The organism is Paenibacillus sp. DMB5 (assembly GCF_001517085.1).
GTDB lineage: Bacteria > Bacillota > Bacilli > Paenibacillales > Paenibacillaceae > Paenibacillus_AQ.
Genome location: NZ_LRAC01000126.1, coordinates 34,896 through 59,084, shown reverse-complemented (window position 1 = coordinate 59,084; position 24,189 = coordinate 34,896). Strand labels below are relative to the sequence as shown.

Genomic DNA, 24,189 nt, shown 5'->3' with positions numbered 1-24,189 from the left:
AATGAAGCAGACGCTATGCCGTATTATACCATGCAAAACAGCATCTCAAGGTCCCCTAATCTGTCTTTATATTTCACAACTCCATATATACACATATTGTTACATATGCTATATTCACTATGAAAGCGCCATCATGAATCAGTAGACTATAAGTTATTCATCCTATTTCATTATGGAAAGGAAGATGACGATGAAAGATTTAGTCAAAAAAGCAGGCGCAATGATGCTAGTCTTTACTCTGCTGCTTGGAATGGTGAGGATTGCCCCCGCTCATGCAGAAGCCCCGCTGTACACGATTGAAAGCGAAAATGCCCAGCTCAGCTCCGACCTCCAGGTAGTTACGCAGATTTACGGAACACCCAAGCCCGGCTACTCCGGAAGCGGTTTTGTCTGGATGCAGAGCTCTGGCACACTAACCTTTTCAGTGACTGTCCCGGAAACCGGTATGTATTCCATCAGTACACGGTATATGCAGGAGCTCAGCGCTGACGGCAGACAGCAGTCTTTGACGGTTAACGGCGTTACCAAAGGCTCGTATATGCTGCCCTACACAACCACCTGGAAGGATTTCGATTTCGGCTTCCAAAAGCTGAACAAAGGCGTCAACACCATCCAGATCAAGGCAGGCTGGGGCTTCGCCTATTTCGATACCTTCACAGTCGATTATGCTGATCTCGATCCTCTGAATGTGCAGCCTGTCCTCTCCGATCCCCAGGCCACCCCGGAAACACAGCTGCTAATGAACTATTTAACAGAGGTTTACGGTAATCATATTATCTCCGGCCAGCAGGAGATTTACGGCGGCGGGAATGACGGCAATGCCGAGCTTGAGTTTGACTGGATTCACAATTTGACCGGCAAATACCCGGCTATCCGCGGCTTTGATTTTATGAATTACAATCCGCTGTATGGCTGGGAGGACGGAACAACAAGCCGGATGATCGACTGGGTCAATAACCGCGGGGGGATCGCTACAGCCTCCTGGCATATCAATGTGCCCCGTGATTTCACTACCTATCAGGCCGGCGAATTCGTAGACTGGAAGAAAGCCACCTACAAGCCGACAGAAACCAATTTTAATACAGCCAATGCGGTCGTTCCCGGCACCAAGGAATATCAGTACGTGATGGCGGCTATCGATGATCTAGCGGAACAGCTGCTGATTTTGCAGGATAATAACGTTCCAGTCCTATTCCGTCCTTATCATGAGGCAGAGGGCAACGGCGGGCTGAACGGGGAAGGCGCCTGGTTCTGGTGGGCATCGGCTGGCGCCGGGGTCTACAAGCAGCTTTGGGATCAGCTCTATACCAGACTCACAGAAACGTACGGCCTGCACAACCTGATCTGGACCTACAACAGCTATGTATATAGCACTTCTCCGGCATGGTACCCGGGCAAGACCCAGGTCGATCTGGTCGGATACGATAAATACAATACGATCTACAACCGTTATGACGGCTTGTCCGGCGTGCCTAATGAGGATGCGATTACTTCGATTTTTTATCAGCTGGTGGGCTTAACCGGCGGTACTAAGATGGTAGCGATGACGGAAAACGACACCATCCCGAGCGTAAAGAACCTGACCGAGGAAAAATCCGGCTGGCTCTACTTCCTGCCTTGGTACGGCGAGCATCTCATGAGCTCCGCTTTTAATTATCCGGCGACCCTGACAACGCTCTACCAGAGCAATTATGTCATTACACTGGACGAGCTGCCTGACCTGAGTGTGAACAATCCCATTCCAAACGCATCCATCACACCGACAAACGTCGAGTTCGACAAATACACGCCTAATCAGAGTGACAAAGCCATAACCGTGAATCCTAACGGCAATACGCTTACCGCTCTCCGGGTAGGCACTGCCGCCTTGACTGCAACGCAGGATTACACCTTGAACGGAAATACGCTGACTCTGAAAAAAGCGTACCTGGCCCAGCTGCCGGTTGGCGAGCATTCAATTGTGCTGGACTTTAATCAGGGACAAGACCCTGTCCTGAAGGTGAAAATCATTGATACAACACCGGGTCCGGGCCAGGACGCTTCAATTTCGCCGGTAACCGCAGCCTTTGACAAAGCAGCCGCTCTGCAGCAGGATGTCTCCGTAGCCCTTACCTTGAACGGGCACCAGCTGACAAGTGTGACCAAAGGAACTGCTGCGCTTGCCTCCGGCCAGGATTATACGGCAACAAGCACTGCTGTTGTTCTGAAAAAATCGTATCTTGCCACACTGCCGGTCGGCCAGCATGTGATAACCTTTCATTTTAACGCGGGGAATAATGCCGTTCTTACCGTAAATGTGACGGACAGCAGTGTTACCCTACCGTCAGGAAACCTGACGATCCAGGCCTTCAACGGCAACACCAGTGCCTCCAGCAACGGCATTTCGCCAAAATTCAAAGTAATCAACAACGGAACTTCCGCGATCCAGCTTAGTGACGTCAAGCTCCGGTATTACTACACCATCGACGGGGACAAAGCACAGAGCTTCTGGAGCGATTGGGCCAGTGTCGGAAGCGCAAATGTCACCGCCACTTTTGTGAAGCTGGCAACCCCGGTTGCCGGAGCGGATTATGCTCTGGAGATTGGCTTTACGAGTGCAGCGGGAACACTGAATCCCGGCCAGAGCGCAGAAATCCAGACCCGCTTCTCCAAAACCGACTGGTCCAATTACAATCAGGCTGACGATTACTCCTTCAAGGCCTCCGGCACCCAGTTCGCCAACCATGATAAAGTCACCGGTTATGTGAGCGGCCAGCTGGTGTGGGGGATTGAGCCTTAGGCAGACAAAAAAAGTGGATCAGGGGATTTGCCCTGGTCCACTTTTTATTTTGTACTAAAAAAAGTATTAGTGATTTCCCCTCACAACCTGGATGTTATTAATAAAACCGTCCTCAGGCGTAAATAGTGCAGTAAAAGTATTATTTTGCACATTATATTCATGTAAACCACGCTTGTTTTTAACAATCGCTATCGCATATATTTTATTTCCGTCACTTGAGTAATTGGCTTCCCCTCTTTGCAGCCTTGCCGTCCCCCACTTGGTCTCATTCGTTGTTTTCATAGCAATGTCATAATCAACAACTGTAGAAGGGTCTTGGCCCTTATTGTACTCCTTGTCACAAAACGCATAAACATGCCCATCAGTATTCATTAGCATACGAATCCAGTAATTTTTACTAAACAGCTTAGTTTTCTCTTTCAGGTCATAATCTGTTTCATAAACCGTATAAGCTGGCATTTTAAAATTGTTCTGACCTGCTGGTCCATCTTGATGGGTCTGACTATAATTTCTTTGTTCTAACGAGTAGGCAGAGACATAGATTTTCTGATTCGTATGATCCAGGGTTATTGCCTCTACAAGCATATCCTCATCACCCCAAAGCGTCATCGCATTGGTATTAAGATCAATAGCTCCTAATCGGATAGCCTGCTCCCCTTTCACATTAGCCACAAAGAACAGCTGGTTTCCCGAAGGAATCATGTAGTTAACTGCAAATAAGCTTTCCGTTAATTGAATGCTTGCTCCCTCCGCTAAATCTCTGACAAATATCTGGTCACCGTAATCTTTTTCAGTATCTACCCTTTGGGTGTAATACACTCTTTCATTAGACTTATCATAAAAGCCCAACGGATATTGAGCTGTGTAGTCAAATTCAAATACCTTTTTCATTTCTTTAGTATCCGGCTCATAGCTTAAAATTTGAGTCTTGATGGCTCCGTTATCATCCGTTGTGGCGTACTGTGAATATGTCATTGTTATGTAATCTGCTATATGGGGCGCTGTCGTGGATTCAACCTGTGGGCTGGAACCCGGTGTGCTAGTAACTGTTACTGAAGCTTCCTTGGACTCGCAAGAAATGAGTAGCATTGATATCCATATCAAACAAAATAAAAGCTTTACTCCTATTTTCAAATTGTCTTCCTCCTTCATAACCGTTTTTACTACTAACTATGCCTATGGGACAAAACCATAGGCATAGTCCAGACATTTTAAAACTGATAATAATATCTACCTGAAAATGATAGGGTATCACTGTAAGTATAACCAAACTGAACATTATTCCAACCCCAGAAATAGTTGTCAAGTACAGCATCAGGAAGTGAGCCTATATCGTTTTTATATACCGTTTTAACAATATTAGTATCCAGTGCTCTAGCAGTGATTGGGGTTCCATGGACAGCATTATCAATCTGCCGTTTGGTTGCTACATCTCCTGCTCCCAATATTTTGTTACTTGATCCCACTGTCCCAGATCCCCCTACACCAGCACGAAAAACAGTAAATCTTCCTTCGCCGGTTACTGCACCTGCTGAAATAATTACTTTTTGTCCTGAACCGTATGTGTATGTCCCAGCTGGTAATCGTCCTGGATAAGGAACTGTCGACGTTGGGATGTCAGCTGCTACAATAGCTTGTTTCGAACCAATATTCTCATCCTGATAAATACGGTTGATATGTCCATCAGATCCATAAATAACTACAGTTCCTGGGGATGGTTCAGGAAGATCATACCCTAGGTCAGTCACTGGCAGATTCTTAACAGATTCCGCCACTGTTTTGAAAAACTCATCTTCAGCTGCTCTTCCTTCTATATCAGGAACTTCTGCTTGTAAAAGATTTGGTTTACTTTTAATAGTAGCATGATCTACTGCACTTGTATCATATGTTATAGTAGGCTCTTGCTCAACATCATAGGTCAATATTGCTCCAGGTTCTAAAGAAGTTGGGATTTGAAATTTTATTGTCTCCAAATCAATTTTTGGCACACCTGAGGTAAAAATTTCAGTGGCATTCACCGTTACAACATTAGATGATAGTAAAATGAACGCTGATAGGCCAACAGTAATGTACTTCATACTTTTTCCTGCTTTCATTCTAATCTCCTCCTTGGTATTGGTAATTAACCAACCGCAAATAGTAATACATACGTTCAACTCTAAAATCTGCTATGACGAATGAAGTATAAACACCCCCTCTAATGTCTAATAATGGTAGTATATAGTATTTTGTTGTAAAATAATGTTACAAATATATTACTTTTTCCCATTATATATATTTTTTAGTTTTTATTCTTTACAAACAATAAAAATAGTATTAATACCTCGCCATATTTACTGTGCTCCTTTAAGTGACATATGATAAATTTTTTTGATGCAAGTACATTTTTATGACCGTCCCTAATCTCTTATATATCCAATTCTGCTGTCTTAACCGTACGCTTCCCTGTGTCTAATAGGCATATACTTACAAAAAAGCCCCCGCCAAAAATCAGCAGAAGCTTTTCCCTCTTATTATTCATCCTAAAATCCCCACACGATCTACCTATTCAAAATCACATTCACTTCCTCAGCCAGCTTATCCAGGCTCTCCTGAATGTTCAGGTTCTCCAGCCAGATTTCGTTGATCCTGCCGCCCATCAGGTCCTCGATCTCGTGGTATGCGCCGGTCATTGGACGCATTTTGCTGAATTCGAGCTGATCAGAAGCTACCTGGTAGCCGGGGAATGCCGCAATGGTCTCCTTCATCAGGTCCGTGTCGAGTGAAGTCAGCCGGGTTGGCAGATAGCCGGTGTTGGCAGAAGCGTAAGCAGCCTGCTCCGTATCGGACAGCCATTTCATGAATTCGAAGGCAGCCGCTTTTTCCTGATCCGATCTGGTGTTAGCCAGGTACGTATTGGATCCGCCCACCGGCACGCCCCGCTTACCGTCTTCTCCTGTAGGAATCATGGACACGCCCAGCTCAAGCCCGTTCTGCTGTGCCATACCTGCGAACGTCTTGTAGCCGCCGATACTGGCAAAGATCAGCGCCGTACTCGGCTTGGCAATCGCGGCATAGAAAGCATCTGAATCGGTCACGCCCAGCACTTTAACCAGTCCTTTGGACTCCAGCTCTTCAATGAAGGTAATCAGCTTAACCGCGCCTTCGCTGTTGATATTCGATTCTGTTTCTTCCTTATTAACAACCGTAGTCCCGGAGTAGGAATGCAGCAGCGCCTCCATCACCCAGAAATCGTAGTTGAACAGATACATCGGCGGTTCGCCGGTAGCGTCATGTGCTGCCTGGAGGTAAGCTTCAAGCTCGGCAAAGGTAGCAGGGCCGTTCGCATTAAGTCCTGCTTTTGCCGCCAGCGTCTTGTTCACATACATCACCGGCACACTTCTCATATGAGGGAAAGCGTATAGGTCCTCACCCACGTACAGGTTGCCTAGATCTCCGATCTGAAAATCAGACCGGTCAAAGTCCGTAGCCTTAATATAAGGCTCCAAATTCACAATAATATCATTGTCGGCAAAACCCTTGGTCATCGCCACTTCATCCACAAACACATTCGGGAGCGTACCGGCAATGGCCGCGGCATTCACCTTCTGCTGCATCTCCCAGTAGTCGCCCTGATACTCGGCATTAACATGGATGTTCAGCTCGGCACCCTTGGTTTCATTGAACTGGTCCACCAGCGCCTGATTCACCTCTTCGACAGCGGAGGTCCAGAACTGCAGCTCGATAGTCTGATCCCCTTTCTCATACGGTGCAGCCGATACTTCAGCATCTGTCTGTGCACAACCAGCTAACCCCATTGTTACAGGAACTGTCATCATCAGGGGCAGAACTTTCTTTTTCCACATACTCATTGTCCACTTCTCCTCCTAGAACCTTCTCTAATGTGTACTGCTGAAGCTATGGATCAGCACGGGAGCCTGCGGACGCTGCCGCTACTTCACTCCCATGTAAGTAAACGCCTTGATAATCTGCTTGCGCGCCACCACAAATACAATCAGGATCGGCACAATCAGCATCATATTACCGGCCATCACAATCTGCGGGCTTAAGCCCTCAATATCCTGCAGCCTCTGAATCCCGAGCGGCAACGTCCGGACAGCATCTGTCGTCGTCCACACCAGCGGAAAAAAGTAACTGTTCCACGTCCCGATAAACGTCAGCAGCGCAAGCGTGGACAGGGTTGGAATCGCGGCAGGCATCATGATCGTGTAGATGATTTTGAATTCTCCGGCATTATCGAGCCGTGCCGCTTCGAGCTGGGAATCAGGAACCTGCATGAACGTCTGCCGCAGCATGAAGATGGCTGTACCGCTGGCCATAAAAGGGATAATCAGCGACACATAGGTGTTCAACAGCCCGGACTTCGCGAACATAACGAAGATCGGCAGAAAGATCAGCTGTCCGGGGATCATCATCGTTGCCAGCACAGTCCCGAACAGCCAGTTTTTGCCCTTAAAATCATATCTCGCAAACGCATAAGCCGCCGGAACAACCACCAGCACCTGACCAATCAGCGTTCCCAGCGTAATAATCAGGGAGTTCCGCGTATAATGCAGGAAATCTATCCGGGTAAAAGCATCCTTAAAGTTCTGCCACTGCAGCGACTGGACCCAAAATTTCGGCGGCATCGCCAGGACTTCGCCCAGTGTTTTGAAGGCGGTCAGGATCATCCAGTAGAACGGCGTCAGGAAGATGACGATCAGCAGCACCGAGATGAGAATTCGCAGCACCAGCCTGGGCGCTCTTATCAATGTTTTCACAAGTCTGCTCCTTTACCGGTAATGGACCCGTCTGCTCACGGCCTTGAAGTAAAAAATCGTAATCAGCCCCACAATCGCCATCAGCACCACCGCCATCGCCGCCGCATAACCGACCCGGTAGTACTCAAAGCTCTGCTTGTAGATACTGAAGATCAGCGTGTTCGTGGCATTCGCCGGTCCGCCCTGGGTCATGATGTTGATCGTCTCGAACACCTGGAAGGAGCCGATGATGTTCATCAGGATCAGAAAGAACAGGGTCGGGGAGATCATTTTGAGCGTGATCTGGAAAAAGACCGACTGCTTCGATGCATTATCCAGCGCCGCAGCCTCATAAAGATGAGCGGGAATCGAGCCAAGGGCCGAGGTGATAATCAGCGCATTGAAGCCGACCGACTTCCAGACCGACACGAGCACCAGTGAAAATAACGCCACCTGCTTATCCGTCAGCCAGCCCACCGGCCCGGCCCCGATCAGGGAGAGCAGATAATTGAACAGCCCGGTATCGGTATTCATCAGCCACATCCAGATTAGAGAGACCGAGATCAGGGAGATGATGTTCGGCGTGAAGCTCAGCGTCTGGATGAAGCGGTTGATGAAGGTGTTTTTCTGCAAAAAGAGGGCTAACAGCATGGCCAGTACCATTACCAGCGTCACATCCATCACCATATAGAGCAGCGTGTTACTCAGGGTTCCGAGAAAATCACGGCCCTTGAACAGCTCGATATAATTATCCAGTCCGGCGAACTTCATTGGCCCGCGCATGTTCCAGGTGAAGAAGCTCAGATATACGTTATAGAGAATCGGATAAATGTAAAAAATCGTCAGGATCATCACCGCCGGTGCAACCAGCAGATAAGGCAGCAGCTTCATGCTCTTGCTACGGTTCTTCATGCTGTGTCTCCGATGGAAGGAACGGTCACGCCTGCTCTGCTGCCGTCTGCGGGAATCCGCTGCTCCTGTGCGTCGAAAAAGAATAAATGCTCCTTGTTCACATACAGCTTAACCGGCTCCAGGCTGCGCTCGGGACTGTCGAAGCATTTGACGGCTACGCTCTGCCCGCTTGCAAGCACCGCTTTGTAAATCACCTCTGAGCCCAGCAGCTCGCGGCTGCTAAGGACAGCATCCAGCTCAAGCATCTGCTCACTCGCAAGTCCCGGCTCAGGCACAAATTTCACTTTTTCAGGCCGGAACCCGAAGAATTTCGCCCCGTGCGGTGCTTCGCTAAGGATGCCGCCTGACCGGGCAAGCTCCAGAAGGTTCATCGGCGGCGTGCCGATAAAATGGCTGGTGAACATATTGCGCGGCTCATTGTAGATCCCTTGCGGCGTATCCTCCTGCATAATCCGCCCGCCGTCCATCAGCACAATCTGTGTGCCCATACTCATCGCTTCCACCTGATCATGGGTAACGTAGATGAAGGTCGCGCCCAGCTTTTTATGCAGCTCAATCAGCTCGATGCGCATCTGCTGGCGGAGCTTGGCATCGAGGTTCGACAGCGGCTCATCCATGAGGAAGACCGCCGGCTTCTTGACCATCGCCCGGGCCAGCGCGACCCGCTGCCGCTCGCCGCCGGAGAGAAACTCCGGCTTTTTGTGCAGGTGCTTTGTTAAGCCTACCGTCTCCGCAATTTCGGTGATCAGGCGTTTCCGCTCGGCTTTGGGTACCTTGTTATTTTTCAGCCCGTATTCGATGTTCTTCTCCACCGTCATTGTGGGATACAGCGCATAGTTCTGAAAAACCATCGCCAGATTCCGTTTGCCCGGCTCCACTTGATTCATGCTCTTGCCGCCGATGGAGATTTGGCCCCCCGTCTGCTCCTCCAGCCCGGCAATCATCCGCAGCGTCGTCGACTTTCCGCAGCCGGACGGCCCGACCAGCACGGTGAAGCTTCCGCTCTCGATTGTCAGATTCAGTCCTTCTATGATGCTTTTATCGCCGTAGGCTTTGCTTACGTTCTCCAGTACAATGCTGCTCATGGTTACCTCCTTTGGCGGGGTTAGTATTCGATATGAACATTTGGGTTTCGCCGTCACTCCGCCTCTTCCCCCAATATGTTTATACTAAGTTCGACCTAGACCGTCACCTTATTTAGCGCCGCCACGCCGACATCCGGACGGTTGGTCATAATCCGCGTCACGCCAAGCTGCTGCAGCCGCAGGATTTCCACTTCATCATCCACAGTCCACGGATTCACCTCATACCCGTTGCTCTTGGCTATTTCCATGAACGCCGCGTCCACGCCAAGATAATACGGATGCAGCACATCTGCCCGGCAGCTGGCCGCATATTCATCCAGCCGGTAGTAGCTTTCCATAAAAGCGATCGCCGTCCGTAGCTCCGGATACTCGCGCTTCAGCCGGGCCATAGCGTTATGGTTAATGGAAGAGATCAGCGTCTGCTCCTGATAGCCGCTGGCTTTTACCAGCTCTGCTGTGCGGATATTTACTTCCCCGTAAGGGTTGGCATAGTCCTTGGTCTCAATGTTGATGTACAGCTGATGCTCTTTGGCGAACTGTATGACTTCTTTCAGTTCAGGAATCCGGCTGCCCTCAGCGCTATACTCTCCCTTGAAGGTGTAAGAGAAGTCGTGTTCCCGCAGTTCCGCCAGCGTCAGTTCACTGACCCGGCCTTTGCCGTCCGATGTACGGTCGATTGTTTGATCATGGATGACAGCCAGCTTGCCGTCCCGGGTCAGCTGCACATCCAGCTCAATCCCATGGGCGCCCATCCTGCGGGCCAGATCAAAGGAAGCCATTGTGTTCTCCGGTGCATAGGCGCTTGCCCCTCTATGGGCCAGAATCGTTGTATTGTTCATCCCCGCTACCCTCTCAGCCCGATGCAGACATCCGGCTTATCCGTAATAATAGCGTCCACTCCGGCTGCCAGCATCCAGCCGATATGCTCCGGCTCATTCACCGTCCAGGCATTGACCTGCACTCCGGCAGCGCGGGCCTCCTCTACAGCTTCACGGTTCACCCCGAAGAACACCGGATGCAGCGCATCAGCCTTGGTCATCAGGGCATATTCAGCTCCTTGATACAGTCCGGCGATGTACAGCAACCCTGTTTTCATCTCCGGGTATTCATTTTTCAGTCTCACCATGGAGTAATGGTTGAATGAGGAGAAAATAACCTGCTCCGTAAGCCCGTATTCCCGGACCAGCTCAGCAGCTGCGGCGGGAAGCCCGGCGTACAGCTCCATTTTGGACAGAATATCTTTGACCTCAATGTTCAGGTAGAGCCCGTGCTCCTTCACCAGCTCCAGCACCTCCCGGAGCGTAGGGATACGTGCGGTTGTATATTTTTCTGCGAATCCTTTATTGAAGTTGAAGGCTTTCAGCTCCTCTAGGGTGTAGGCAGTAATGTCACCCTGTCCGTCTGAGGTCCGGTCAATGCTGTCATCATGAATGACGACGATTTCCCCGTCCTTGCTGAGATTAATATCGATTTCAAAACCGTCCGCCCCCTGCTCAACCGCCAGCCGGAAGGCTTCCATCGTATTCTCGGGAGCGTAGGCGCTCGCTCCGCGGTGGGCCAAAACCTTGCAGTTGTTCATAATCTGTTCAACCTCCTCATAATGGGTCTAGCTTGTTCTTTCATGTATGATCCCCGGCTGCACAATATCGGCCAGCGTGTCCAGCACATAATCCGGCTCAATCTGCATCCGCTCAATATCCATGCGGGAGCTCACTCCCGTTAGCACCAGTGCGGTATGCATGCCGCTGCTATGGCCCATCAGAATATCCGTCTCCAGCCGGTCGCCGACCATCAGGCACTGCTCCGGGGCAAGCCCCAGCTTGTGCAGTGCTTCCCGGGCGTAGTACAGTGACGGCTTGCCCATCACCAGCTCAGACGGCTTCCCCGCTGCGATCTCCAGCGCCTTGACGATGGCCCAGGTATCCGGGATATACCCGCCCGGCACCGGGCAGACCGGATCGGGATTCACAGCGACCAGCTTTGCTCCCGATCTTGCCGCCGTCATTCCAAGCCTCAGCTTCTCGTAAGTGAAGCTGCGGTCCATGCCGATCAGCACATGCGTTGCTGCTGCCGGTTCGTCCGTAACAGTCACGCCGCACTGCTCCATCTGCTTGCGCATCACCTCTTCACCAACCAGGTACAGCCTCGCCTCCGGCTCCTGCCGGGCAAAATACATCCCGCTGACATACAGCGCGGTCAAGATCTCCTTCTCCCGGCAGCTCAGGCCCATTGCGGCCAGCCGGTTCAGACAATCCAGCGGGGTGTGCACCGCACTGTTGGTGAGAAAAAGAATTTTTTTGCCGCGCCTGCGCAGCTCTGTCACTGCCTGCTCCACTCCCGGAAGCAGCTGGTCGCCAATGAACACAGTTCCATCCAGATCAAAGCAATATGCCTCATACGAAGCGATGTCCATCTGCGGCCACCTCATTTCTCTCATGTTGCCGGTACAACCGGAATTTTGCGCACAAAAAAACCAGCTCCAGAAAGGAAGCCCTCCTCTACGCGTATAGGTATACGTTAGATCGGAACACCAATTTCTGACCGCTGGGTTTTCTCATCGTCTCCACCCCGGGGTGCTGTATGTAGTTTCGGTTCTTTCCATAATGACGCGTCGCCGATTGATACATAGTCTGCGCCGCTTTCCAGTGCACTGCTGATCTCTTCCTCGTGCCGGATCAATCCGCCGACAATCAGCGGCTGCTTGATACGCTGCTTCATCTCACTAATAATCCTCGGCATCAGGCCGGGCATCAGCTCAACTTCATCGGGATTGCTCGACTTAATCATGCGCAGCGCCGTTTCTATTGCCGCGGAGTCGATGGCGAAAACCCGCTGGATACTCGACAGTCCGTGCTGTCTGGCGGTGGCGATGGAATTGCTTTTGGTGGTAATAATCCCGTCTACCTTAAAAACCTCAGCCAGATACTGGATCGCCGCCGCATCCCGCCCGATTCCCCCGACCATCTCGACGTGTACAAAAACCTGCTTACCCGCCTCCTGCAAAGGCCGTACAAGCTGTCCCAGATTGTTAATATTGCCGGTCATCAGGTTTACCCTGTTCACCGTGCAGCTTATCGCCTGCCTGATCTGCGATTCTTCTGTAATGGAAGCAATGATGGGGTTATGCTTCATCCCGAGGCACACTCCCTTTCGCTTATCGCTTAGTCACCGGCTTGTATGGCTTCCGGCTCTGAAACCCATGTTACAGCTCTTTTGTTGGCCCCGTATTCGGGCTATGTAAAAGTTAGTGTTAACGAAGCGACAGGCATTTTTCCTTCTTTTAACCAAATGACCGAGAACCGGCCTGCATTTCCGCACACAAAAAGGGCACCACTCAAGTGATGCCCTCTACAAACTTTTTGCTGTTACAGCTCTAGACTCTCTCCATATTCAAGCGCAGTACCGGTAATCCCTGCCTTGTTGAGGGAATCCACAAAGCTGGCCACATCCTGGCGGATCGGCGGGAAAGTATTGTAATGCACCGGCAGCACCTGCTTGGCGTTCAGCCATTTGGCGGCAATTAGCGCATGCTCCGGCCCCATCGTGAAATGTCCGCCCATCGGGAGAATCGCCAGGTCGATGTTATAGAGCTCGCCGAACATTTTCATGTCGCTGAACAGCCCGGTGTCGCCGGCATGCAGTACGGTTTTACCTTCGGCTTCAATAATGAAGCCCGCAGGCATGCCGCCGTAAACAATGCGCTGCTCATCGTCCAGCGTAATGCCGCTGGTGTGGAAAGCGTGGATCATCGTAGCTTTGGCAAACCCAAGGTCCACCGTTCCGCCGATGTTCATTCCAATGGTCTTCTCTACGCCCTTCCACCCGATATACGTAGCCAGCTCCACTGTAGCCACCACCGGTGCGTTATTGGCGATGGCAATCGGCGCAGCATCCAGAATATGATCCGCATGTGCATGGGTCAGCAGCACCGCATCTGTCTTAATATCCTCAGGCTTCGTTACCGCAGCCGGGTTACCGCTAATAAAAGGATCGATAATCAGCGATTTGCCGCCTACCTCAAGCTGTACACAGGAATGACCGTGAAAAATAATCTTCATCTCTTATCTCTCCTCTTCTCTCATTCAAATGATGGACTTACCGTGCAAAAGCATACCGTTTACGTTACAATGACAAATGAGCATGAACAGACTCTGCAACTGTTGCGGACTTCCTTATCCAATCGCTCAATATATCTATTTTCATAACGAACGTCTATATTTATAATATATTCGTTATCACTACCTGTCAAGAGAGGCGTGAGCACGTGCTGTCTGTCGAAAAAACCATGCTCTTCCTGCTGTCCCGCGTGGACCGGATGGGCGCCCAGCAATTTGTCGAAATTTATGAACAAAGAGGCTACACCTCTACCTATATCCGCAACAGCCTGTCCCGTCTGAAAAAAGAGGGCTACATCGCCTCACCGGCCCGTTCCCTGTACTGCATCACCTCTGCCGGACGGGCTTACATCAAGTCCATTAACAGCAAACCGGCCCGTTATGAGCAGCAGTGGGATCATACCTGGGACGTGGTTATGCTCGAAGTGCCGGAGCAGGAGCGCAAGAAACGGGATGCTTTTCGTACTGCTATTCTGCAGCTTGGTTATGGACTTTTGTATAACAGTGTCTACATCTCCCCCTGGAATTACCGCCGCGAAGTGACGGACTATGTGGAGAGCCTGCAGCTCACCGGCAATGTCTCCATTCTGCGCGGCGAGTTTGCGGAAGGAACCATCACGCCCGCCAAGGCCTGGGACATCTGGCAGCTGGATAAGCTCGAAGCACTTTACTTAGACAAAAGCGCCTGGATCAACCGGGAGTTTATCCCGCTTGCAGATGAAGCCATCCGCACTGGCGAAGCACTGCCGCTGTTCCTGCTGTTCCTGCAGATCGGCGAGGAAATGAGCGGCCTGATCATGGCCGACCCTTCCCTGCCGGATGAGCTGTTGCCTGCCGGCTGGCCCGGCAAAGCCGTTATCGCCGAGCTCCAGGCCCAGTGGCGCAGGCTGTCTGCAGCGATGCCGCGGGATTCTTTTTATGCACAGTTTACCTGAGGTAGCAGGCCGGGTGGGAAATCAAGGGAAAAAGGGGCAGCCCCATTGCGGGCTGTCCCTTCTGTGTTTCTATTACACCTGCCGGCCGGTGGCCAGTAGCTCTTTGACTGCCTCAAGACTGGTAAGCGGGGCATGGCAGGCAAAATTACGGCATTCGTAAGCCGTAGCCTGCCCGTCCACAGCCGGCTTATCCTCCAGATGAGGCAGAAGCTTGTGCAGTTCTTCGCCGTCACCGCCTGCATAGTTGACGATCAGGGAGGCATCCGGCAGGTAGGCTTGCTGGACCTGGGCCAGCATGCCATGCAGCACCGGGTCCTCCAGCTTGCCGGACAGCACCCATTCGCGTCCGCCGGACAACAGTGCCAGATGCGCCTGCAGGTACATCGAGTAACCCGGCGGATATTCTCCCGCCGCAGAAGCCAGCACTGCTGCGGTTCGCTCAGCTACTGCCTTCAGCTCTACATCCTGCGTAATCACCGACAGCTTGTACAGCTGTTTGGCTGCTACAGAGTTGCCGGACGGAAGCGCACCGTCGTACAGTTCCTTGGAGCGGATCGGCAGCTCTTCACCGTCTATGCCGGTGAAGAAGAACCCGCCGCCTTCCTCGTCGCTGAACAGCGCAAGCAATCCGTCCTTCAGCTGCAGCGCCCGGTCCAGATGGAGCACTTGGCCTGTTGCTTCATACAGCTCAGTCAGGCCCCAGATCAGGAAGGCATAATCATCCACATAGGCCGGAATCGCTGCTTCCCCGTCACGGTAACGGGCCAAGAGGCGGCCATCCTCACGCCGGCGCAGCTGCTCCCAGATGAAATCCGCCGCCGCTGCTGCGGCCTTGGCATACTCCGGCTTTTGCAGCGCCTTTGCGCCTTTCGCCAGCGCCGCGATCATCAGTCCGTTCCAGGCGGTAAGCACCTTATCATCCTTCAGCGGATGAATCCGCTCCTCCCGGTAAGCGAACAGCTTCTCGCGCCACTCCCCGGTCCGCGTCTTCATGCCAAGCGGATTCATGCCCATCCGTTCAGCCATATCCTCCGGAAGACCCTGCAGCAGGTTCGGAATATTTGCACCCTCAAAATTACCTTCAGGTGTAATACCGTACACATGGCAGTAGGAGTGCATATCCTCCAGATCCAGCGCCTCGGCCAGCTCATCGCGGGTGAAGACATAGAACTTGCCTTCCACTCCTTCGGAATCCGCATCCTCAGCAGAATAAAATGCCCCTTCAGGCGAAGTCATATCACGCCGCACATACGTAAAGATCTGCTCGGCAATCTCCGCATACAGCGGCTTCCCGGTAATCTGGAAAGCCTCCAGATAAGCGATGGCCAGCAGCGCGTTATCGTAGAGCATTTTCTCAAAATGCGGCACTAGCCACTCCCGGTCTGTAGAGTAGCGGGAGAATCCGAAGCCGATGTGATCGTAAATTCCGCCGCGGAACATACTGTCCAGCGTTTTCTCTACCATCCGCAGCGCTTCCGGCTGCTGATAAGTCTGGCTATACGCCAGCAGGAACGAAAGGTTATGTGGCGTCGGGAACTTCGGCGCATTGCCGAACCCGCCATATTCCTCATCGAACTGCCGCTGGTATAGCGAGAATGCTTCATGCAGCAGCTCTTCACCGGGCAGCGCTCCGCTAACCCCGCCTGCCTGCTGGGCATTCTTGCGGTCCAGCTCCTGTAAGCTTGCGAGTAGCTCATCGCCGAGCTGATCCAGCGCATCGCCGTCCTGCTCCCACTTCGTATGAATCTGCTCCAGAATATCCATCAGCCCGATCCGCCCCAGCATCCGCCGTTTCGGGAAATACGTCCCCGCATAAAACGGCTTCTTCTCCGGCGTCAGCAGCACCGTCAGCGGCCACCCCCCGCTCCCGGTCAGCGCCTGACACACCGACATATACAGCCCGTCAATATCCGGCCGCTCCTCGCGGTCGACTTTGATGGCTACAAAGTGGTCGTTGAGGAACTTGGCAACATCCTTGTCCTCGAAGGATTCGCGCTCCATTACGTGACACCAATGACAAGTCGAATAGCCGACGGATAAAAAGATCGGCTTGTTCTCCGCCTGCGCCTTGGCAAAAGCCTCCTCACCCCATGGATACCAATCCACGGGGTTGTGGGCGTGCTGAAGCAGGTAGGGTGATTTTTCGTTAATTAATCTATTGGGTGCATTTTGAGTTGTCATGGGGTATCCCCTCATTTCGGCTGATTTGGGTAAAGTACGTCTAGGGTTAGTTTACCCAATTTGGCGGGGGAAAGCGCATAGTGAACAAAATGGATTGCTTAAATAATGAGGTTTTAGCTTCAATATTTTATTTACTTTTATGATGCGGGCTTATTCCATGCCTTGTTTCCCATTCGAATTAAGCCAATCAATAATATAATCAAATCTTTCTTTCGTCAGTCCATGACCACCTTGATATCTCTTGTGGTACAGGTTATGTAAAGCTTTCAGTTCTAAATAGGCCGGGCTGGCTTTTTCAACGATATATGACGCATCTCTTGAATATTTATCATCATCCGCAGAAACAATAAGCAGTCGTCTTGGTGCAATACAGGATACTAGATCATATATATCGTATTTGCTGTGGAAGTTCGGAATTACGCTCGCCATTTCAATCCCGACATTGTTCATCATGCGATTTTCGTAAGTACAAGCACTGCCGCTGGCACAGCTAAAAGCTATTCGTTCATCTAATGCAGAAAGAAATAGAACAGTATTACCACCATATGAATGTCCAAGTGTGCCAATACATTGATTGTCAACAAAAGGAAGATTAGAAAGCAAAGTTATACCATTCATGGCATCATCGATCACTTTTTTCATCAAAAAATCGCCTTTTATTATTCGATAGCACATTTCATTATAATGCTGCCAAAAGTCACCGTCTTCTGAGACAGGTTCAGTTCCGTGTGCATTTTTACGTCTCTCCTCAAAGCATATTGAGTCAGGAGCTAACACAACAAATCCCTTTTTGACCAATTCAGGTCCGAAAGCCTGCAAAGGATTTCCTGCTAATCCGCAAACTTCGCTCTTTCCTAAATGATGCTCCCTATTGTGCTGGTGATTAATTAGAATCGCTGGGTTTTTATCAAGTATTTCCGGAAGCAAAAGAAAAGCAATAACCTTGTCTCCGTAAGAATCATACTCAATTAATTGTCTTGTATACCCTTCTTCCTTTGTGGAGTTTAGCAGTCGATACTCGATACCAGGTACGGTATGAGGAAGTTTAATTCCAATTGCTTCTGCGATCTCATTTTTTGCATTCACTATAATGCTCACCTCCCTTTAAATAACTCTCTGCAAGCTCCCATATCCGGTTAGCCGTATTAAAACATTCCTCATACCCAAATGGCTCACCAAAACTGGAAGAAAATATATCTTGTATTCTTCTTGCTAATTCTTCGACTGTAGTAGCATCTGTTAGAGAAAGAGCGACTTCTTCAATTTCTGAATCAAATTCATCAACAGGTGCATGTGGAAATAAACCGAAAGGATTCCATTCATGAATTACTTGTCTAACAATTTTTTTCATATTTAACCATCCCCTATTATTTAGTAATCTTATTCAATTAACCCTTTAAGACAGATATCCGTATAAAGTCCACATTAAATAATTATAAAATAAATACAATCGCAATCATCATATACGAATACCGGATATTCTTTTTTAATAATATGTATACAAGGCCGTATAGAATCGACATGAAGAAAGCATAGACACCTGTTTCACTTCCCTGCAGCAAAATGTGTATGAGTCCCCATGTGAGCGCAAGAAAAATCCCTCCATAGGGCAGACCGCCTCTTTTTAAGAGCATTTCACCAAACTTTTGACCAAAAGCAATTGTTAGAAGAATCAAGGCTGCTTCAAACAAATAATAGATATTCTGAAAAACGAATGTAACGATACCATCGTATTCTTGAACCGGCTTCAAGCCGCCCCATACAATAGTCGTAGCTGTTATAGCTATAACAGAAACTAAAATCGCAAGTAACCATCCCTTGGAGTCCGGCGCTTCATTTAACTTCATAACATAAAAGGAATATTTTTTCCTTGAAAGCCTTATCAGAAATAGCGCCGTACTTGCCCACAAAATACATGTAAGCAACCAGTGTATGCAATGATGAATCAGGGTGTATTCAGACCATTTAACCCCAAATATTTCAGGCAAAAGCATTGACAGTACAACTTCAAGGCCGAATCCTGCAAATGCATACAAACCTAACCCAAGATAATCGCTTGCTCCAATTTTTTTGTCTGCCATAACCCGAACCCTCCATCCAACTTAAATTCCCTGCTCTATATATCTTACTCCCAAATAGTCAATAAAAGTATTTTTCTTCCAAACACTGAAGGTACAAAGCAAGATTATTGGGTCCTCTTTCCGTCCTAATGCTGAATTAACAAAAAGTTCCGTTCGCCTCTTTTTATTTTTCTCCTAAAAAATCTAGCTCTCGTTCAATCATGGCATTCAACCGTTGAATAATCGACCAATTTTACGAAAATCCCTCCGCCACGGTACAGCACTATGTCCCTATGCCACCCCAATCTCATTCTCCCCCACTAAGCACCTCAATCATCATCAAAGCACCAATCTTATACCCCTGAATAAAAGATAATGCCGACTGTAAAGAATCCATCTCTATTTGCAATTCAAGCAATTTCTCTAATTGTTCCAAATCCCGATCACCTAAGTTCTGTTGTAGCTTCTGCAAAGCATCTGCAATTTTCCGGTTAAGTTGTTGAATTTCCGGATTATTTGGCTTAACTAACTCATTCGGATGTAGCTTTCCATAATAGAAATCTTCGAGGATAATTTCCATCAGGCCTCCCTTTACTTAAGTAGCAAACTCGTGCTTTGTATAAATTTTATGCGAAAAACGCATAAATAACAATATGCATTTTTCGCATAAAGTAAACTTGCCATGGGTGATCTCTATGTACACAAGAATTCGCAATCTGCGCGAAGACAAAGACCTGACGCAACAGCAAATGGCTGAGCTTTTGCATATTACACAAACCACTTATTCCCGCTACGAAAACGGGAACCTGGACGTTCCAAGTGCTGTCCTTATTACACTCGCCAATTTCCACAAAGTAAGCGTAGACTATTTATTAGGGCAGACCGACACCCCCAAGCGTTATCCGCCAACCTAATGACCCACAACAAAAAAGCTCCAGCGACAGCCACAGGAGCTTTTTCCTTTACATCTTCACATCTTCACTTCACTAACAGATCCGCCAGTTCTTCCGAATTCTTTTTTTCTTAAATCCAGCATCCTCTCACTATTGCTGTCTTTAATAAGGAAGCCGTTTTGGGTTTCAAAATCCATGTATACGCTGTATTGCACAGCCTCAGAATCATCATAGGTAACGGTCATCCGGTAAGAGGGTGGGCCTACATCAACAGCTCCGGGGACTTTTTTTACAGTCCTTATGGCATCTCCGATAATTTGAAGGCTTTCAGCGTCAGTATAAGTAATTGTGGCTGTGTCGGAAACGAGGCTAACTTTAACAATTTCTCGTTTAGGCAGGATCATTACAATGATTATTGTCACCAGTAGAATCAATGAAATCATATAGATGATTTTCCTCTTCATAAACTCCTCCTTCATACCTCAACCCAAGAGCGCCCATAAACATCCCACAAGAATAGCAAGAACTAAATGAATCAAGGGCAACAGAGGCAGCTTAGATACCAGTACAGCACCATTCTTGTTTTTGTTTTTGAGTTTTTTTATCAAATACAGCACTAAACTAATAATATAGGTTATAGGATATGAGCTCGTAAGTATTATGAATAAGATCACGATTGCTTTTAAAATAGATTCTTCTTGCCCTGACCAGCTTCCCGCTAAAGACATAATGTTGGCTATTAAAACGAATGGATAGATAAGCAACGGTACTGCACCCAACACAAAAAACGTTATATACCTTACATTCCTTGACATTAATACACCTCTTATATTCTGATTATAGGTCCTGCCCCTCCCCGGCATAAACCTCCAAATACCCCATCAACTCTGCGTATCCCCTTAAACTGCAGCCTGAGCCGCTCATTCAAATTCTCCAGCGCCAGCTGAAAAGAACGCTCAATCTGTTCATTATCCTGGGTATCCAGATTATTTAGCAGGCTCTTCATGTTGTCTATATAATAGACGGTTTTTCTCAGGCTGCTGATGACCAGTATTTTGCGAAGCTCCGCTACCCGGAACATTCTGAACCCAAAGATGTCATCTTCGACTTGTCATCACTATTCCCCCAATGTATAACTAAACACCGTCTTCACTTTCTTCCCGTTCGTGAATTCGAACTGCAGCTCTGACCCGTTCCCGCCGCTTCCGGTAAACCGGAGGCCATCGTTCTTGAAGCCCGGCATATCGGTAGGGTTAATACCAAACTCGGTGTAGAGCAGTATCGCTTTATTTGCTTCCAGATCAATTAGTGTCAGCAGTCCTTCCGAAGATGACCGGGCTACTAAGTAGTTCTCGCCAATAGCTTCAATAGCATAGCTGACATCAGGTGTGCCTGCTAACTTGGAGATATTCCAGGTTTGTTTAACAGAAGCATCTGGTGCAATCAGCCGGATCGTATGGCCATCGTTCATAACCGCGTTACCGTTGTACGTCTTCACATCGTCGGGGGAAAACTGCCAATAATGCCCGGATGACTGGCGCAGAATGACCCCTTTTTTCACAAAAAGATTAATGACCGTCAGGTTTATGGATGGCTCGCCGCTGGAATTCTGGATGGTTACCAGGTCCGCATCTTCTGCCATTTGCACGGACGAAATCTGGGTAGCAGCAATATAACCCGGCTCAAGCTTGGCCGCTGCGGATACTCCTATAGAACGAACAACGCCTGCAGCATCCCGTTTATATACAGCTCCGTTCACCCCATTGATAAAATACGCATCATTGCTAGTCCTGCCGTCGCCAACAAATTCCGGATAGTCAATCACCGCCTCACGGCTGGCCGTCTTCCAGTTCAGTGTGCCTCCAATCGCATCATTAACGAATCGCAGGGGTACGTACAACTGCTTATTAAGCTGCTGAGGAGCTGCGGAATAAGTAATCTTGTTCCCGTTAACCGTTGCAGTTCGTTCCCCGGCCTTCATGCTGCCTTTTGTGAACATGTTTTCTATAGAAATCACTTTCGTACGTTTATCATACTTAACGGCTAAGCCACTAATATAATAGAAGCTGTCCAGCGGGAGCATGACCGTCCCGTTCACCAAGGAAGGAGCCCCTGAAGAAGAGGTTATTTGATTGTTGTTAAGATAGACCCGGATAACAGGTAAGGCGGAAGACTGTGCTTTACCTGCTGCTGCTGATACGATGGATGGATTAGACTGAATTAACCCGATGAATAGAATGCCAAGCCCAAGTGCTCGAATGAACTTTTTCAAGATTTTCATTGACGGCCTCTCTTTCTAGTTTCAGGAATTTCAGGAATTATTGTCATTAATATAACATATTAGCAGCCCATCAATCTTTTTTCTATGAAAAACGGCGCAGCCCCATTACAGGATTACGCCGTTTTGATAAAATTCCCGTTCTAAGGTTTATTGCATCCCTTGCATAATTGCATTAATAATCCCTTGCTGCGTTACTGTGTTATTCGTACGGTTGAACAGACCAAAGCCATGCTGGCCGTTGTAGCCATTGTCCCAGTAGACCGGTACTGCGCTGTATTTCTTCGCTGCTGCTGTTACCGCCTTGGCAAACGCTGCACGGTAAACGTTATTGCTGGAATCGTAGGCTGTTTTGTCAATGGAGCCGAATTCACCAATTACGACAGGGTAGCCTTGGGTCACAAATTTATTGTACATGGCTTGGAACTGGGAATTCAGGTAATCCTCCTGCCCCCAGGACGATTTCTTGGACGGATTTGTAGCGGATGCCCCCCACTGCGTTATGTTCCCCGATTCCTCCCCTGCAAAATCCCACGGGGAATAGTAGTGTGCGGAAATCATGATTCTTTTCTCGGAGCTTGGAATGGTGGAGGAACGGTACGTATCGGTCGGCAGAACAAAGCCGTAATTACCGGCAGTGTAGTCGATATTCGTATTCCAGCCCGGAATCAGCAGCCATCTTGCGCTATTGTTGCCGCTCGTTTGTCTGACCGTATCCACAAAAATTTGATTGTAAGCATTCAGGTTGGCGTAGTACGCGGCGTTCGGATTGCCATAATTGCCGTCAAACACCTCGTTCATCGACTCAAAAATAAGCCGCTCGTCATAGCCCACAAACTTATTGGCAATCTGCTGCCACACAAGCTTGTATTTCTCTTTGATGGCCGTCTGGTTGCCGCTATTCACTAATAGCCAGCTACCCTGAACGGAATTGTATCCGTCCCCGTGGATGTTAATGACCACATACAGGCCTTCGTTATAAGCATAATCTACTACCGTCTTTACCCGGTTAAGCCAAGTTGTATTTATCGTATAGCTGGGAGCGCTTCCAATGTGATTCAAGTACGAGACTGGGATGCGAATCGTTTTGAAGCCTGCAGCCTTCACCTTCTTGATCAGTTCCTGGGTGACAACGGGATTCCCCCACGCCGTTTCGCTTGGAGTACCGTTGTTAGAGGCCTCAAGCTGATTGCCCAGGTTCCATCCTGCACCCATTTCGCTAACGATTTGTGAAGACGACAGGGATCTGAAATCCGAGGTGATAGGGGTAGCCGCAGCTGCTTTTGCACTCCATCCGGTCACAGCAGCCGAAGCCAGCAAGAGTAGAGCTAAACCGTAAAACCCGTATTTTTTCATTTTGGCCAGCATGTCAAAACCTCCGTATAATTTGTGGTTATGCATCATGCGAACGCTATCAACAAACAAAACGATTGGACCGCAAAAAAATCCGAGTGCCCTCCTTCCCAGGAATCTGGTTTCTGCAAAGCCAAGAACCGGATGTCACTATCAGAATAACATATATTTGGAATTTTTAGTATACTTTTAGTAAAAAAATAGAATAGGCTAATAGGATAATCCGCAGTAAAAAGCTCCTGTGAAAACCACAAGAGCTTCTGCCATTCGTCTATGAAAAATCTTATTCCTTACCGGCTTGTTCCGCTCATGCCAGCAATACACCTTCCACCTGGTCCACGATGTAATTAATCCCCGTCGGACCGTAGCAGCCGATCCAGGTAGCGGCATCCACCGCATAAATCTGCGGCTGCTCCTCTGCATGGAGCATGACCCGGGTACTCTCCTCTGTCGCAGATATCTCCTCGTGCACCTGCTCACTGCTAAGCAGAAAATAGTGATCCGCATGCACCGCAGGCAGTCTGTCGACCGGGATATGATAGGCAGTATCGCTGGTATCTGCCACAAAAAGTGGAGCAGGTAACCCCAGATCCCGGTACAGCACAGCACCGGTGCGGTGCGAAGCGGTGTGAACCCGTACCAGCGACTCACGCGGACGGATCAAGGCCACACTCTGACCGGCCAGCACCGCTGCAAGCTCTCCCGACAGCAGGGCTGTCCGGCGGTGGTAATCGGCTATAATGGCTTCCGCCCTAGCCTGCTTGCCCGTTATAATCCCAAAGAGGCGTAATATCGTCTGCCAGCTTTCATTGCGTCTGAACATGAGGGTTGGCGCAATCCGGATTAAGCGTTCATAATA

Annotated in this window: 24 protein-coding genes; 3 read left to right on the top strand and 21 right to left on the bottom strand. The window is 49.1% G+C overall.

Going from position 1 to position 24,189, the window contains the following annotated elements; all coding sequences use genetic code 11:
* Nucleotides 1-190 precede the first annotated feature (190 nt).
* Nucleotides 191-2,779, top strand: a complete 2,589-nt coding sequence (locus AWJ19_RS17145) for a glycosyl hydrolase (protein WP_068725548.1) — start codon at nt 191-193, stop codon at nt 2,777-2,779.
* Between the two features lie 66 nt (nt 2,780-2,845).
* Here the strand turns inward: AWJ19_RS17145 and AWJ19_RS17140 are convergent, their stop codons facing one another.
* The 11 genes from AWJ19_RS17140 to AWJ19_RS17090 all read right to left on the bottom strand — a co-directional run bounded on the left by AWJ19_RS17140 (nt 2,846) and on the right by AWJ19_RS17090 (nt 13,573).
* Nucleotides 2,846-3,913: a hypothetical protein gene (locus AWJ19_RS17140; RefSeq protein ID WP_241781786.1), complete on the bottom strand. Its 1,068-nt coding sequence runs from the start codon at nt 3,911-3,913 to the stop codon at nt 2,846-2,848.
* Nucleotides 3,914-3,990: 77 nt separating this feature from the next.
* Nucleotides 3,991-4,875, bottom strand: a complete 885-nt coding sequence (locus AWJ19_RS17135) for a hypothetical protein (RefSeq protein ID WP_068725544.1) — start codon at nt 4,873-4,875, stop codon at nt 3,991-3,993.
* A gap of 444 nt (nt 4,876-5,319) precedes the next feature.
* Complete coding sequence (locus AWJ19_RS17130) at nt 5,320-6,630, bottom strand: ABC transporter substrate-binding protein (protein ID WP_068725542.1); 1,311 nt, start codon at nt 6,628-6,630, stop codon at nt 5,320-5,322.
* Between the two features lie 81 nt (nt 6,631-6,711).
* Complete coding sequence (locus AWJ19_RS17125) at nt 6,712-7,539, bottom strand: carbohydrate ABC transporter permease (protein WP_241781785.1); 828 nt, start codon at nt 7,537-7,539, stop codon at nt 6,712-6,714.
* 12 nt (nt 7,540-7,551) lie between these two features.
* On the bottom strand, nt 7,552-8,430 hold the full coding sequence (locus tag AWJ19_RS17120; protein WP_068725540.1) for a sugar ABC transporter permease: 879 nt from the start codon (nt 8,428-8,430) through the stop codon (nt 7,552-7,554).
* Nucleotides 8,427-9,515, bottom strand: coding sequence for an ABC transporter ATP-binding protein (locus tag AWJ19_RS17115; protein ID WP_068725538.1), 1,089 nt, complete (start codon nt 9,513-9,515; stop codon nt 8,427-8,429). Before AWJ19_RS17115 ends, AWJ19_RS17120 begins: the two co-directional genes overlap by 4 nt.
* Before the next feature lie 95 nt (nt 9,516-9,610).
* Entirely contained in the window at nt 9,611-10,354 is a 744-nt protein-coding gene (locus AWJ19_RS17110) for a glycerophosphodiester phosphodiesterase family protein (protein ID WP_068725537.1), read from the bottom strand.
* Between the two features lie 5 nt (nt 10,355-10,359).
* Nucleotides 10,360-11,094, bottom strand: a complete 735-nt coding sequence (locus tag AWJ19_RS17105) for a glycerophosphodiester phosphodiesterase (RefSeq protein ID WP_068725535.1) — start codon at nt 11,092-11,094, stop codon at nt 10,360-10,362.
* A 27-nt stretch (nt 11,095-11,121) separates the two neighbouring features.
* Nucleotides 11,122-11,928 (bottom strand): HAD-IIA family hydrolase, encoded by an 807-nt coding sequence (locus AWJ19_RS17100; RefSeq protein ID WP_068725534.1) that lies wholly within the window; start codon nt 11,926-11,928, stop codon nt 11,122-11,124.
* 104 nt (nt 11,929-12,032) lie between these two features.
* On the bottom strand, nt 12,033-12,647 hold the full coding sequence (locus tag AWJ19_RS17095) for a glycerol-3-phosphate responsive antiterminator (protein ID WP_068725532.1): 615 nt from the start codon (nt 12,645-12,647) through the stop codon (nt 12,033-12,035).
* Nucleotides 12,648-12,880: 233 nt separating this feature from the next.
* Nucleotides 12,881-13,573: a metal-dependent hydrolase gene (locus AWJ19_RS17090; RefSeq protein ID WP_068725530.1), complete on the bottom strand. Its 693-nt coding sequence runs from the start codon at nt 13,571-13,573 to the stop codon at nt 12,881-12,883.
* 206 nt (nt 13,574-13,779) lie between these two features.
* On the opposite strand from AWJ19_RS17090, the gene AWJ19_RS17085 reads away from it, so the two are divergent.
* Nucleotides 13,780-14,565 (top strand): PaaX family transcriptional regulator C-terminal domain-containing protein, encoded by a 786-nt coding sequence (locus AWJ19_RS17085; RefSeq protein WP_068725528.1) that lies wholly within the window; start codon nt 13,780-13,782, stop codon nt 14,563-14,565.
* A gap of 72 nt (nt 14,566-14,637) precedes the next feature.
* Here AWJ19_RS17085 and AWJ19_RS17080 read toward each other — a convergent pair whose 3' ends face one another.
* The 5 genes from AWJ19_RS17080 to AWJ19_RS17060 form a co-directional block, all read right to left on the bottom strand.
* Nucleotides 14,638-16,746 (bottom strand): thioredoxin domain-containing protein, encoded by a 2,109-nt coding sequence (locus AWJ19_RS17080; protein ID WP_068725526.1) that lies wholly within the window; start codon nt 16,744-16,746, stop codon nt 14,638-14,640.
* A 150-nt stretch (nt 16,747-16,896) separates the two neighbouring features.
* Nucleotides 16,897-17,832 carry a prolyl oligopeptidase family serine peptidase gene (locus AWJ19_RS17075; RefSeq protein ID WP_068725524.1) on the bottom strand — a complete coding sequence of 312 codons (936 nt, stop codon included), beginning with the start codon at nt 17,830-17,832 and terminating at the stop codon, nt 16,897-16,899.
* Complete coding sequence (locus AWJ19_RS17070; RefSeq protein ID WP_068725522.1) at nt 17,816-18,097, bottom strand: DUF1871 family protein; 282 nt, start codon at nt 18,095-18,097, stop codon at nt 17,816-17,818. Before AWJ19_RS17070 ends, AWJ19_RS17075 begins: the two co-directional genes overlap by 17 nt.
* 82 nt (nt 18,098-18,179) lie before the next feature.
* On the bottom strand, nt 18,180-18,827 hold the full coding sequence (locus AWJ19_RS17065; RefSeq protein WP_068725520.1) for a hypothetical protein: 648 nt from the start codon (nt 18,825-18,827) through the stop codon (nt 18,180-18,182).
* Between the two features lie 286 nt (nt 18,828-19,113).
* A complete protein-coding gene (locus AWJ19_RS17060; protein WP_068725518.1) occupies nt 19,114-19,386 on the bottom strand; it encodes a DUF6809 family protein in 273 nt (90 codons plus the stop codon).
* 115 nt (nt 19,387-19,501) lie between these two features.
* Between AWJ19_RS17060 and AWJ19_RS34160 the strand changes: the two genes are divergently transcribed.
* Nucleotides 19,502-19,720 (top strand): helix-turn-helix transcriptional regulator, encoded by a 219-nt coding sequence (locus tag AWJ19_RS34160; RefSeq protein WP_082707958.1) that lies wholly within the window; start codon nt 19,502-19,504, stop codon nt 19,718-19,720.
* A gap of 56 nt (nt 19,721-19,776) precedes the next feature.
* Here the strand turns inward: AWJ19_RS34160 and AWJ19_RS17055 are convergent, their stop codons facing one another.
* The 5 genes from AWJ19_RS17055 to AWJ19_RS36735 form a co-directional block, all read right to left on the bottom strand.
* Nucleotides 19,777-20,163: a hypothetical protein gene (locus AWJ19_RS17055; RefSeq protein WP_068725515.1), complete on the bottom strand. Its 387-nt coding sequence runs from the start codon at nt 20,161-20,163 to the stop codon at nt 19,777-19,779.
* Between the two features lie 362 nt (nt 20,164-20,525).
* Nucleotides 20,526-20,780, bottom strand: a complete 255-nt coding sequence (locus tag AWJ19_RS17045) for a hypothetical protein (RefSeq protein WP_068725511.1) — start codon at nt 20,778-20,780, stop codon at nt 20,526-20,528.
* Between the two features lie 36 nt (nt 20,781-20,816).
* Entirely contained in the window at nt 20,817-21,980 is a 1,164-nt protein-coding gene (locus AWJ19_RS17040) for a copper amine oxidase N-terminal domain-containing protein (protein WP_082707957.1), read from the bottom strand.
* A gap of 147 nt (nt 21,981-22,127) precedes the next feature.
* Entirely contained in the window at nt 22,128-23,345 is a 1,218-nt protein-coding gene (locus AWJ19_RS17035) for a glycoside hydrolase family 5 protein (protein ID WP_198536586.1), read from the bottom strand.
* A 292-nt stretch (nt 23,346-23,637) separates the two neighbouring features.
* Nucleotides 23,638-24,153: a hypothetical protein gene (locus tag AWJ19_RS36735; protein WP_241781784.1), complete on the bottom strand. Its 516-nt coding sequence runs from the start codon at nt 24,151-24,153 to the stop codon at nt 23,638-23,640.
* Between the last annotated feature and the right edge of the window lie 36 nt (nt 24,154-24,189).

Bases quoted from the DNA above. Each gene is read 5' to 3' on its own strand.
- AWJ19_RS17110 (WP_068725537.1), bottom strand. From the start codon at position 10,354: ATGAACAATACAACGATTCTGGCCCATAGAGGGGCAAGCGCCTATGCA.
- AWJ19_RS17045 (WP_068725511.1), bottom strand. From the start codon at position 20,780: ATGTTCCGGGTAGCGGAGCTTCGCAAAATACTGGTCATCAGCAGCCTG.
- AWJ19_RS17120 (WP_068725540.1), bottom strand. From the start codon at position 8,430: ATGAAGAACCGTAGCAAGAGCATGAAGCTGCTGCCTTATCTGCTGGTT.
- AWJ19_RS17055 (WP_068725515.1), bottom strand. From the start codon at position 20,163: ATGAAGAGGAAAATCATCTATATGATTTCATTGATTCTACTGGTGACA.
- AWJ19_RS17060 (WP_068725518.1), bottom strand. From the start codon at position 19,386: ATGGAAATTATCCTCGAAGATTTCTATTATGGAAAGCTACATCCGAAT.
- AWJ19_RS36735 (WP_241781784.1), bottom strand. From the start codon at position 24,153: ATGTTCAGACGCAATGAAAGCTGGCAGACGATATTACGCCTCTTTGGG.
- AWJ19_RS17105 (WP_068725535.1), bottom strand. From the start codon at position 11,094: ATGAACAACTGCAAGGTTTTGGCCCACCGCGGAGCGAGCGCCTACGCT.
- AWJ19_RS17040 (WP_082707957.1), bottom strand. From the start codon at position 21,980: ATGAAAATCTTGAAAAAGTTCATTCGAGCACTTGGGCTTGGCATTCTA.
- AWJ19_RS17130 (WP_068725542.1), bottom strand. From the start codon at position 6,630: ATGAGTATGTGGAAAAAGAAAGTTCTGCCCCTGATGATGACAGTTCCT.
- AWJ19_RS17090 (WP_068725530.1), bottom strand. From the start codon at position 13,573: ATGAAGATTATTTTTCACGGTCATTCCTGTGTACAGCTTGAGGTAGGC.
- AWJ19_RS17080 (WP_068725526.1), bottom strand. From the start codon at position 16,746: ATGACAACTCAAAATGCACCCAATAGATTAATTAACGAAAAATCACCC.
- AWJ19_RS17100 (WP_068725534.1), bottom strand. From the start codon at position 11,928: ATGGACATCGCTTCGTATGAGGCATATTGCTTTGATCTGGATGGAACT.
- AWJ19_RS17070 (WP_068725522.1), bottom strand. From the start codon at position 18,097: ATGAAAAAAATTGTTAGACAAGTAATTCATGAATGGAATCCTTTCGGT.
- AWJ19_RS17135 (WP_068725544.1), bottom strand. From the start codon at position 4,875: ATGAAAGCAGGAAAAAGTATGAAGTACATTACTGTTGGCCTATCAGCG.
- AWJ19_RS34160 (WP_082707958.1), top strand. From the start codon at position 19,502: ATGTACACAAGAATTCGCAATCTGCGCGAAGACAAAGACCTGACGCAA.
- AWJ19_RS17115 (WP_068725538.1), bottom strand. From the start codon at position 9,515: ATGAGCAGCATTGTACTGGAGAACGTAAGCAAAGCCTACGGCGATAAA.
- AWJ19_RS17145 (WP_068725548.1), top strand. From the start codon at position 191: ATGAAAGATTTAGTCAAAAAAGCAGGCGCAATGATGCTAGTCTTTACT.
- AWJ19_RS17095 (WP_068725532.1), bottom strand. From the start codon at position 12,647: ATGAAGCATAACCCCATCATTGCTTCCATTACAGAAGAATCGCAGATC.
- AWJ19_RS17035 (WP_198536586.1), bottom strand. From the start codon at position 23,345: ATGCTGGCCAAAATGAAAAAATACGGGTTTTACGGTTTAGCTCTACTC.
- AWJ19_RS17065 (WP_068725520.1), bottom strand. From the start codon at position 18,827: ATGGCAGACAAAAAAATTGGAGCAAGCGATTATCTTGGGTTAGGTTTG.